We start from the raw sequence: 10,280 nt of genomic DNA on the forward strand, positions 1-10,280 counted from the left end.
CGGCAGGACAAGAAAAATGTAAACAACCCGGGATAACGGAATCCTCGGAATAATCCTTCTTATCCCGAACTCGGGATAACAAGGACAAGGCCAGCGTGGAGAACACAGTCGCCCACGCGGCTACCTGGGTCATCGCCGGGCTGCGCCAGCAGCAATTCACCTCGTTGCCGGAACTCAGGGCCGCCATTATCGACCGGGTAGCTGCGTATAACGCGGAGCCATTCCAGAAACGGCCAGGGTCCAGGGCCAGCGTGTTCGCAGCTGAGGAGCAGCCACTACTGACGGGATTGCCGGCAGCCGCTTACGAGATCAGCAGGTGGGTCTACGGGCGCCGGGTGGGCCGGAACGGGCACGTGGTCTGGGAGAGGAACTACTACTCCGTGCCCTTTGCCAACATCGGCACCACGGTGGACCTGCGGATCACCGATCGGGTGCTCCAGGCTTACAGGGGCACCTAACGGCTGACCAGCCACCTGCTGCTGCCCGAGAGCGCGGCCAACGAGTACCGCACCAACGATGCCGACCTGCCTGCCGGCGAGAAGTACCGGCAATGGGACCCGGCCCGGGTGCGGGAATGGGCCGAACGGATCGGCCCGGCAGCTGTGACGGTAGTCAACCGGATCTTCGAGTCCGTTCCGGTCGCCGTGCAGGGCCTGGACGCGGCACTGGCCGTGTTGCGGCTTTCCCGGCGCTACTCGGCCGAACGGCTCGAGGCGGCCTGCCGGCTTGCGTTGGCCGGCCACGTGAGATCCCCGCGGTATGCGCATCTGCAGCCGATTCTGGTCACGGAGCAAGACAAAGCCGCGGGGTTCAGGCCACCACGGGATGAACGAGTCGAACACGGTGGCTACGTGCGCGGCGCCGAGTACTACGCAGGTGGCGCCAAATGAGCGGGATCGATACGGAAACCAAACGCAAGCTCCGTGAGATGGGCGCCGTCCCGATGCTCGAAGCACTCGAGGCCCAGGATGAGACGCTCGTGCTTGGCATGGCCTTCGAGGAACGAATCCGCCTGATCGTCGACGAGGCCCACTCAGGGTTCAACCACGCCAAGGTCGAGGGACTGATCCGACGGGCCGGGCTACGCTATCCGGGCGCGGACCTGCGCCGGCTCGACCTCGTGGACGAACGCGGCCTGGACCGGAGCCTGATCGCCCAGCTCGGCACGTGCTCGTTCATCGAACGGCAGCAGAACGTCGTGTTTCAAGGATTTACCGGGTCCGGGAAGTCCTACCTTGGGTGCGCGCTGGCCAAGCAGGCCTGTCTGCACCGGATCCGGGCCCATTACGTCCGCATGCCCGACCTCGAGGAAGCCTGGGCACTGGCGAAGGATAAGCCATTGGGCGCCACGAAGTTCCTGAAGAAGTACGCGGCCTTCACCCTGCTGGTGATCGACGAATGGCTTCTCGACCACCCCGACGAGGGCATGCGCAGCATGCTGCTGGAGCTACTCGAGCGCAGGTACGACACAGCTTCGACCGTGTTCTGCACCCAGTACGCCAAGAAGGACTGGCACCAGCGGCTCGGCTCGGGGGTCCACGCCGATGCGATCATGGACCGCATCGTGCACTACACCATCTGGGTAGATACCGGCAACCACAACATGCGTGAACACGCCACAATGACGCAGTGAGAAACGCCGGTGGGGGCCAGCGGCCCCCATAGCCACGGACGCTGGCCCCCACCGGCAATATCAATGGCCCCGAAACGCAATATCGACTGGCCTCCAAGCCTTCAAATACTCACGGCAAGGGGCTCCTGCTCGCCAAATTCGACGGAAATTCATTCTCAATTCGGCCGTCAGCTCAGACATGCCCACCTCGCCAAACGCGAAATCACTGCCGAGTCGGCGGATCAAGACCTCTCCCCCTGATCAAAATCCGGCAAGGATCAGCCCCTGCTCGTCCAAGCTTTCACGGCCTATGCGTGGAACGACAGACCGATAAGCTTCTCCAGGCACATCTACCGCACCACCGCCTACCGTTGGGAGGCAACTTTCTTACAGTTGCGCCGATACGGCTTCCGCCGGATCTCGATAGGCCAGGGCAGGCAGTCAGCCGCCCCAACCCCGAATGCGTTGGCACACTGATCACTACACCTCGGAGCCGTCAACTAGACGTACACCCCAACCTGACGTCGAGGCCTGCTGACCAGGGAAGATTCAGCTGCCGACCGAGGCGGGCCTTGTTTTAGGACGCTCGCAAGGTCGCAAGAAGTCCCATGCCGGCCCCCGGCGCCAGACACATCCTCGTCAGATCCAGATTCTTCTGGCTATTTCGAAGATTCTCGAGCTGTGGCATCCCGAATCCACCTCCCTCCCACTGTCAGGATGACATCTGAGAGCGTCATGAGCCGTCTGTCCGTAAAGCGGAGTTCCGCATTATTCTGACGCGATTCAGCTCTTGACCTCCGGGGGCACGCACCAAACGAGGACGGCAGAATGGCGCCCACGATGAGCAGCGTACGTGACGGACCGGCCGTAGCTGCAGGCGCCGCCCAGTCACCTTTGGTGCAGCTGAAACAATGAGCAGGTGCTTTTAGGCGATGACGGTAGCAGCTGCTTCTTTGAGGGCCGCAAGGACCGTCGGCAGTATTTGGCGCGTTTGTGCCGGAAAGTCGAGGATGGGGATCATGGCCAGCGCCTGTGCTCGGAGGTGATCCCATCCGTCGGCGTACTTTAGCCCTTGTTTCCTTGCGCTGCTGATCGTGGCTGTTTCGTGGCCTCCGTAGACGAAGTCGTAAACGAATGCGTCCTCAAGCAGCCTGCTGGTTCCCCAGACGGGTGGGTCGTCTTCTGTCTTGCCGATGGGGGTTGCGTTTACGATGATTGACGCTTGGTCCGCACGCTCTTGTGCTTGCTCCCAGTTGGAGATCTGGGTTTCTATTCCCAGGGTACGGGCGAGGGCGGCAAGTTCTGATGAAGCTGCTTGGTCGCGATCGGTAATCGTGAGAAGTTGTACCGTGTGGCGGAGTGCCACGAGGGCAGCTCGGGCTGCGCCGCCCGCACCGAAGAAGACGGCATGGGTCCGGTTACCGGAAGGCAGCAGGTCCTGGCAGGCTGTTATGTCGGTGTTGTGTGCCTCCAGCTTCCGGTCCCGATGCACGAGCAGGTTGGCCGCCCCGCTGAGGGTGACTTCTGTTGTTGCTTTGTCTGCTGTATGCGCGGCCCAGTTTTTGTGAGGCATGGTGACGTTTGCGGCCCCTACGGCGGGGTCAAGAAGCCGTTGGCGGACCTCGTCCATGTCGTGGCTTGAGGGTACGTCCCATCCTTCGTAAATCCAGTCGTGCTGGAGCTGTTCGAAGACCTTGTTCCACAGTGGCGGCGACATGGCCTTGGTGGCTTCAGAACCGACGAGAAACATTCGACGCGGCGAGTCGGGCATTCGCTCCTGGCCTTTCGGATTGCCGGGCCAGCCGGCCCGGGTTTTGTACACATTGGTTGCGGAAAGGCGTTACGGCCACCTTGCGGTGACCATGACGGGAAGGTGCAGGGCTAACTGTTGGCGGTTTGGATGTAGCCGAACCTGCGCAGAGGTGTCAGGGCTCCAAACCCGGGCCAGTGCAGGTCGATGTCGAGTTTCGCGGAGAGGACCGATTGGAAATCTTCGAGTAGAAAATCCTGGTCACGGGTCTCGCGAGGGGTGGTCTTGCTTTGGAGGCAGTAGGCGGCCAGGGCGCCGGCAGCTTCTCCTGTTGCCCATTCGACGGGGTGGACGCGATAGGCCCCGTTAGTAAGGTGGGTTGTTCCCATGGTTTTCCCCGCGGGAATGACGTTGTTCAGCCTTACGGGGATGAGGGCGCCCAGAGGGATCTCGAATGGCCAGGAGTCCAGGTCGATGGTGTTCCGTCCTGAGCTGGATGGGTGCAGGTCCATGCGGTAGGCGCCAATTCCAACTGAATCGCGGAATGGCTCGGCACCTGTCTTGCCTGGTCGTGCTGCCACGCCGATGTGTTCTTCAACCACGGTGAAGTCAGCCTGAATTCTGCGGCCTTCCCGGATGTAGGGCATTTTCGCGAGGCCGTCCGATGTTCCTGTTGCTTCTCCGTGTGGTCGGAGTTCGGGGTAGCCGGTTCCTCCGTCGTGCCGGGGAGCCTCGGTTTGCATCCAATACAGGAAGGAGCGGGTGAATTCTTTGGCTTCCTGCAGGGCTTTAACGGTGTCATTGGTGTTCCCGCCAAGTAGTGGAATTTCCCAGTAGTCCATCATGGGCCAGGCGGCTATTGTGGTGTCGGATTCCCAGTCGCCATCCATTTGTTCGGCGGCCAGCACCCGCCGGGCGTGCCAGAGGTCGTAGAACAGGCCTGAGCTGTCGGGCTCGTTGAGCATGAGCGGCCGGTAGCGGCTTTCATGCGTGACGTAATCGGAGACCTGCCATCCGAGCATCGGTCCGGGCCAAAAGTCAGGCTGGTAGTTGCGCCAGCGGTCGTACTGTGAGGGCTTGTCGATGACGTTGTCGGTGTGCGGGGAGAGCCGCAGGGCCATGGCCCAGGTGATGGCTTGCTGGTCCCGTGGATCCGCGGGCCCCTGCAGGGCGTGCAGCTCGCCGGTCTCTGCTTGGCTCTCGGCACCGATGACGTGCTCGACGCCGGCAACGGCAACGAGGTCTCCCAGGTCTGTGGCGTCCAGGAAGTAGTCGCCGGTGATGTCCCGCTCTGCACCCTCGTCGTTGCGGATGGTGACGGATCTGACCCGGTCTTCCTGGACGTCGGCTCCGGTCGCTGTCCATCCTCGAAGGATTTCAACGAGCCCGCGGCTGCGCCAAGGCGCGAGCATCTGCTCGAGCACCATTTCTGCGACAAAAGGTTCGTGGGCGAGCGGGCCGATATTTCCAAGGCCTGGGTTTAAAGCTTCTTTGCGCCGTGCGGCCGCAGTGAGCGGATAATTTGAGCGGTAGAAGTCCCTCACCCGGTTTCGAAAGCTGCGGTAGCTGGCTGTGCAGCCGGTCATTTCGATCCATGGGTGCTCATCCGGCGGGATGGCTTGGCTGGATATCTGGCCCCCGATCCAGTCGCATTCCGAAATAATGAGGCTGGAAACTCCCAACCGGGCCGCTGCAAGTGCAGCAGCTACGCCTCCCAGGCCTCCACCGACAATGACAACTCGCTTCACTTTTTCTGATCCTGGGTCTCGGTGGTACGGGTAATTGTTTCTGCAGGGACCCCTTCTCCGAGGCGGAACTCGCTGGTCCGGCGGGTTTCGGGTCCGATGTACACGCAGAGGAAGGCGATGGCCAGGAAGACGAGCAGGAAGACGCCGACGGACCAGTATGAGGCCGTGGCGGCCAGCAAGGCGGTAGCGATCAAGGGCGTGACGCCGGCGATCGGGTCCGAGGCGGTCCTTGCCAAGGTGACGGCGCTGTTGCGGACCTTGGCATCGAACAGTTCTGCCAGGTACGCCCCGGAGGTGGAGAGGATCACCTTTACGCCCAGGCCGTAGGCCAGCACCAGGGCGATAACGACGAGCGGGAACTCCCGTGTCTCCAGCATCCAGAAGAAGGGGAAGGCAAAGAGTGCGAGGAAAGCCAACCCGCTGAGGTAGACAGGGCGGCGGCCGAATCGGTCACACAGAACGCCGGTCAGGGGGATCACGGCAAGGCCGACAAAGTTCGCGGCCATGACCCCTGTCAGGCCGACATAGGCGGGCAGCTTCAGAAATTCGGTGCAGTAGGTGATGGCGAAGACGTTGTACAGCTGTCCACCAACTGCGTCAGCCGAGCGTGCCCCTGCAGCGATAAACAGGTTGCGCCGCTGAGTTTTCCAAAGCTGCCTGATCGGCGCCTTGACGACCTTGTTTGCTGCCGTGAGTTCGGCGAATTCCGGTGTTTCGGGCACACGCAGCCGCATGTACAGGCCCACGCCCACCAATGACAGGCCCAGAATGAACGGCACCCGCCAGCCCCAGGACTGGAAGGCTTCCTGAGGCAGCAGTGACAGCAGCGCAAAAATCCCTGTCCCGAGCAGAATTCCCAGAGATACGCCCAGGGCGGGGAGGCTCGCGAGAAGCCCGCGACGGCGGTTGGAGGAAAATTCGGCGACCATGGTGATGGCGCTGCCATACTCGGCGCCGGCTCCGATGCTCTGCAGCAGGCGGAGCAGAACGAGCAGAAGTGGAGCGCCGACGCCGATCTGGGCGTAAGTGGGAAGCAGCCCAACACCGCCCGTGGCCAGGCCCATGACAACCAGGCTGATGATCATGACCCGCTTACGCCCGTACCGGTCCCCGAACCTGCTCAGAATCACTCCCCCGACAGGCTTGAGGAAGAAACCGATCCCATAGGTTACAAAAGCGGCGAGGGTGGCAGCCGTCGGATTCATGGCGGGGAAGAACAGCTTGCCCAGAACGAGCGTCGCCGCAGTCCCATAGATATAGAAGTCATACCACTCAAGGACGGTGCCTACGACACTCGCAGTTACCGCCTTGCGCACATCAGTGGGCTGCGCCCGGGTGCCGCGGCTGGTCATTGGCGCGGATTCAGTCATCTGCTTGCTTTCTTTTAGCTGTCCAGAACGGCCCATTGAAAACGAGCCGTTCCACTAGATGGAATGCATTCCATCCAATGGTACCTCCAGTGTGACTCCCATGACATTGGATCGTCAAGTGCGAATGCTGGCGCGGATTGACAGGAGCCTTCAGCCGCCGAAAGCATAGGTACATGCCACCCAATGAAGCCGGTTCTGCTGAGCGGAGCGCCGTTATCGAGCGCGCCGCTTCCGTCCTGTTCTCGTTCGGCGCGGGAAAACCCGAACTCAGCCTGGGCGAAATAGCAGCCCTGGCATCACTGCCCTCCAGTACGGTCCGACGGCTCCTCGTTCAACTCGCCCAGGCCGGATTGGTCCGGCAAAACCCGGCGACCCACTTGTACTCGTTAAGCCTTCGGCTGGTACAACTGGGCGCCGTCGCGCTGGAAGCGGTAGATATCGTCCGGGAGGCCGAACCCGTCCTTCGTGGGTTGGCGGCGTCTGTCGGAGAAGCGGCACTGCTGGGTCAGCTCTCACCGCACGGGGTGGTCTACCTGGCCGTGCACCAGCCCCAGGCCGGGGTGCGGGTATCAACCCGGGCCGGGGATGTTCGGCCTGCCAATGCAAGCTCGGTGGGCAAGGCATTGCTGGCCACAATGAATGAGGCCGAATTGCAGCAGTGGCTGCAGGACAACCCTCTGGCAGCCACCACGCCAAACGCCCTGATCACCGCAGAATCCCTCAGGGCCGATCTGGCCGGCGTCCGCGAACGGGGATACGCGATCAATAACCGCGAGTCCAGCCTGGACTACATCTCGGTGGCCGCGTCAGTGAAGGATCATCAAGGCGATGCCCCGGCCGCCGTCGCAATCTCCGCCCCGGCCTACCGCATCTCAGTCGAAGACATTCCCCGTTTAGGCGAGGCCGTCGTTCAAGGGGCCAGGGATCTTAGCATCCTACTGGGCGGCTCTGGCCCGCAAACAACCTAAGGTGTCTGTCCCTTGTGCAATGGTTACGCCCGATCCCTCCTGTCGGCTTCAGCCATACCTGGCGTCCCCTCGTGGGATAACCCAGGGTGATTCGCTGCCGCATAGGCAACGATGGTTTGTGCCGCCGCCTTCACGGCGGCTCTGGTTTGCCGTTGAGACACCAGCCACATTGTCATCTCGAGGGGGAGCCCCTGAATTGGCCTCCACTGCCACCCGGGGAGCTGGCGCTGAGCCGTTAGTTGGCTAATAAGGGCCCCGTCGGCGTCGGCGGCTTCAGCGCTGGCCCTGGCGTGCTCGACGAACTGCGCAAACTGCCATTTCGGCTGCACACCCGCCTCAAGGGCACTGCGAAGAATTCCCTCCTGCTGTGTCGGCACCTGCTCCCGGGAGTGGATCAAAACCCGCATTCCATTCAGGGAGGACACCGTCAGATTGTCCTCATTCTGCAGTGCCGAACCAGGCCGTACGGCCAACCCGAAGGGTTCCTGGTGCAGCTTCCACGAAGAGTAATCATCCGGCGGCTGCTGGTGCACGATGGCCAGATCCTGCCGCCCCTCCCGAAGCATCCGCAACTGGACCGAGCTGTAGGCCTCAATCAAGGTTGGTGCGCAAGCCGGGGTTCCGTCCTTCAACTCACGCACCAGCCCCACAAGCCATTCGGCCGACGTACCCGGCGGCACCCCCAGGGAAACAACCTCCTTGGCGGGAAGACCCTCCGCAAGAACGTCTGCTGTCGCCGCCTCCAGAGCCACGATGCGACGCGCATGATCACGTAATGCCTCACCAGCCTGTGTAAGGGACACTCCCTTGGCGTTCCGCATCATCAGTTCATGTCCGAGCTGGCGCTCCAGAAGCTGCAGCTGCCTGCTCAGCGACGGTTGCGACACGAGAAGCCGCTCAGCGGCCCGATTAATGGAACCTTCCTCGGCAATAGCCAGGAAGTAATGCAGCTGACGAAGTTCCATTAAACCCTCCACCTATACATTTCAAGCATAACGGGGTTGCCCGATGAGCCTTGGACAAGGATGTGACGCAAGCCTCTAATTGATGGAAAGAGAACCATTACCGCCGGAAGTTGGCGCCTATTTCAAGGAGAAGCATGAAACTGGGTATCTACTCCGCCTGCCTTCCTGAACTGTCACCCGAAGAGGCCATCGATGCCGCAGCAAGCTCTCGCTATTTAGGAATCGAATGGCGGGTTTCGCCTGAAGTGGGCGGCGCCGGCACGCCGGACTTCATCACCAACAACCGCTGCACCATCCGGCCGGACGAGACTGACATTGCCCAGATATGTGCTTTGACGCGTGCAGCAGGGCTGGAAGTCATTTCCCTTGCCCCGTACATCGACCCAGGCGACCTGGACGAGGTCGACCGGCTCATGCTGATCGCCCAACGCCATGACGTCCCCGCGATTCGTTTGCGTGCTCCCTGGATGGGTCCGGAAGGGTTCCATCAGCTATTTGCTGAAACAACCGACTTCTTCAACAAGGTCGCGGTCCTGGCCCAGCATCATCACGTCCAGGCCCAGATTGAAATCCACCAACGTTCCATCTGCCCCAGCGCGTCACTGGCACAACAGCTGGTGGGCCACCTCCCACACACAGCTGTCGGCGTCATCTACGACGTGGGAAACCTGGTAGTGGAAGGTTACGAGGACCACGACATGGCACTGCAGATCCTCGGACGGCATCTGAGCCACGTCCATCTGAAAAACGCAGCCTATTTTCCCTCCCCCGACGGCGGCCCCTGGAAACACCGGTGGACACCGACCAACGAAGGGATCGTCGACGTCGACAGAGTACTCGCCCTTCTGAAGGCGTCCGGTTACAGCGGCTGGATCTCAGTGGAAGATTTCAGCACCACACGGCCCGACAAGGACAAAACCGCCTTCAACGCAGCTTACCTCCGCGGCAAACCGGCCTTCTCCATCCCCTCCCCCCAACCCGCCTGAACCACCAACACACCTAGAAGGACACATGGATTCGCCCCACCCCACTCCCGTCGCACTCGTCACCGGCGGCGCAGGCGCCCTTGGAGCAGCGATCGCCCGCCGCTTCGCCGAAAACGGGGACACCGTACTCATCCTGGACGCCAATGCTGCCGCCGCCTCCGACAAGGCCGCCAGCCTATCCGGTGAAACAGGCGCGACGGTCGAGGCCATCGCCGTCGACCTCGCCGACGACGACGCCATCCGCGAGGCGATGGACCAGATCGGGCAGCGTTTCGGCCGCCTGGACCGTCTCATCAACAACGCCGCCTATAACCCCAAAACCAGTCTGGAACATACAGTCCCGGAACAATGGGACCTTTCCATGGCCGTCAACCTCCGGGCACCCATGACCATCTGCCAAGCAGCGCTGCCGATCTGGCGCCACAGCCGGAACGGACGCATCGTGAACATCACGTCCCGCACTTGGCTCGCCGGCGGCCCTCCAGCCTACGTAACCTCAAAAGCCGGCGTCGTCGGACTCACCCGGTCCCTCGCCGTGGAGCTCGGCTCCCTCGGTGTCACAGTGAATGCCGTCGCCCCCAGCATGATCGAAACACCCTTCACCCGCGGCGGACGAAGCGAGGCAGAATTCGCCGCATTCACCGAACGGCATATGAAAATGTCCGTCCTCGGCCGCCTCGCCGTTGCCGAAGACATCGTCAACGCCGTGGACTTCCTAGCCAGCAACAAGGCCTCATTCATCACCGGAGAAGTTCTCCACGTCTGCGGCGGCGCGCAACTCGCCGCCGCACCCTAACCAACACGCCAAAACCGATCACATCAGCGATGGGGTTAGCCTCTGTTGGTGGACACCTGAAGTAGCGGGATCCTGGGATTCTGCG

8 protein-coding genes and 1 pseudogene are annotated in these 10,280 nt (G+C 61.8%); 5 read left to right on the forward strand and 4 right to left on the reverse strand.

The window, feature by feature from the left end:
• Positions 1-65: 65 nt before the first annotated feature.
• Positions 66-890: pseudogene (locus tag ACYSM9_RS21355) on the forward strand (Mu transposase domain-containing protein); the annotation flags it as partial.
• Positions 887-1,633: an ATP-binding protein gene (locus ACYSM9_RS21360; RefSeq protein ID WP_461858953.1), complete on the forward strand. Its 747-nt coding sequence runs from the start codon at positions 887-889 to the stop codon at positions 1,631-1,633. The pseudogene ACYSM9_RS21355 and the gene ACYSM9_RS21360, both read left to right, overlap by 4 nt.
• A gap of 904 nt (positions 1,634-2,537) precedes the next feature.
• On the opposite strand, the gene ACYSM9_RS21365 is transcribed toward ACYSM9_RS21360, so the two are convergent.
• From ACYSM9_RS21365 to ACYSM9_RS21375, 3 genes are all read right to left on the reverse strand, one after another.
• A complete protein-coding gene (locus ACYSM9_RS21365; protein ID WP_461858954.1) occupies positions 2,538-3,383 on the reverse strand; it encodes a shikimate dehydrogenase family protein in 846 nt (281 codons plus the stop codon).
• A 110-nt stretch (positions 3,384-3,493) separates the two neighbouring features.
• Complete coding sequence (locus ACYSM9_RS21370) at positions 3,494-5,110, reverse strand: FAD-dependent oxidoreductase (RefSeq protein ID WP_461858955.1); 1,617 nt, start codon at positions 5,108-5,110, stop codon at positions 3,494-3,496.
• Complete coding sequence (locus ACYSM9_RS21375; RefSeq protein ID WP_461858956.1) at positions 5,107-6,462, reverse strand: MFS transporter; 1,356 nt, start codon at positions 6,460-6,462, stop codon at positions 5,107-5,109. The genes ACYSM9_RS21370 and ACYSM9_RS21375 overlap by 4 nt, the downstream gene beginning before the upstream one ends.
• A gap of 191 nt (positions 6,463-6,653) precedes the next feature.
• Between ACYSM9_RS21375 and ACYSM9_RS21380 the strand changes: the two genes are divergently transcribed.
• The gene (locus ACYSM9_RS21380; protein ID WP_461858957.1) at positions 6,654-7,448 is read left to right on the forward strand and encodes an IclR family transcriptional regulator; all 795 of its coding nucleotides are present in this window, start codon (positions 6,654-6,656) and stop codon (positions 7,446-7,448) included.
• Positions 7,449-7,471: 23 nt separating this feature from the next.
• Here the strand turns inward: ACYSM9_RS21380 and ACYSM9_RS21385 are convergent, their stop codons facing one another.
• A complete protein-coding gene (locus ACYSM9_RS21385; RefSeq protein ID WP_461858958.1) occupies positions 7,472-8,413 on the reverse strand; it encodes a LysR family transcriptional regulator in 942 nt (313 codons plus the stop codon).
• Between the two features lie 134 nt (positions 8,414-8,547).
• Here ACYSM9_RS21385 and ACYSM9_RS21390 point away from each other — a divergent pair, with 134 nt between their 5' ends.
• Both ACYSM9_RS21390 and ACYSM9_RS21395 read left to right on the forward strand, forming a co-directional pair.
• Positions 8,548-9,399: a sugar phosphate isomerase/epimerase family protein gene (locus ACYSM9_RS21390; protein ID WP_461858959.1), complete on the forward strand. Its 852-nt coding sequence runs from the start codon at positions 8,548-8,550 to the stop codon at positions 9,397-9,399.
• A 25-nt stretch (positions 9,400-9,424) separates the two neighbouring features.
• Positions 9,425-10,195 (forward strand): SDR family NAD(P)-dependent oxidoreductase, encoded by a 771-nt coding sequence (locus ACYSM9_RS21395; protein WP_461858960.1) that lies wholly within the window; start codon positions 9,425-9,427, stop codon positions 10,193-10,195.
• Positions 10,196-10,280: the final 85 nt, after the last annotated feature.

It is taken from the genome of Arthrobacter sp. C152, assembly GCF_054890965.1.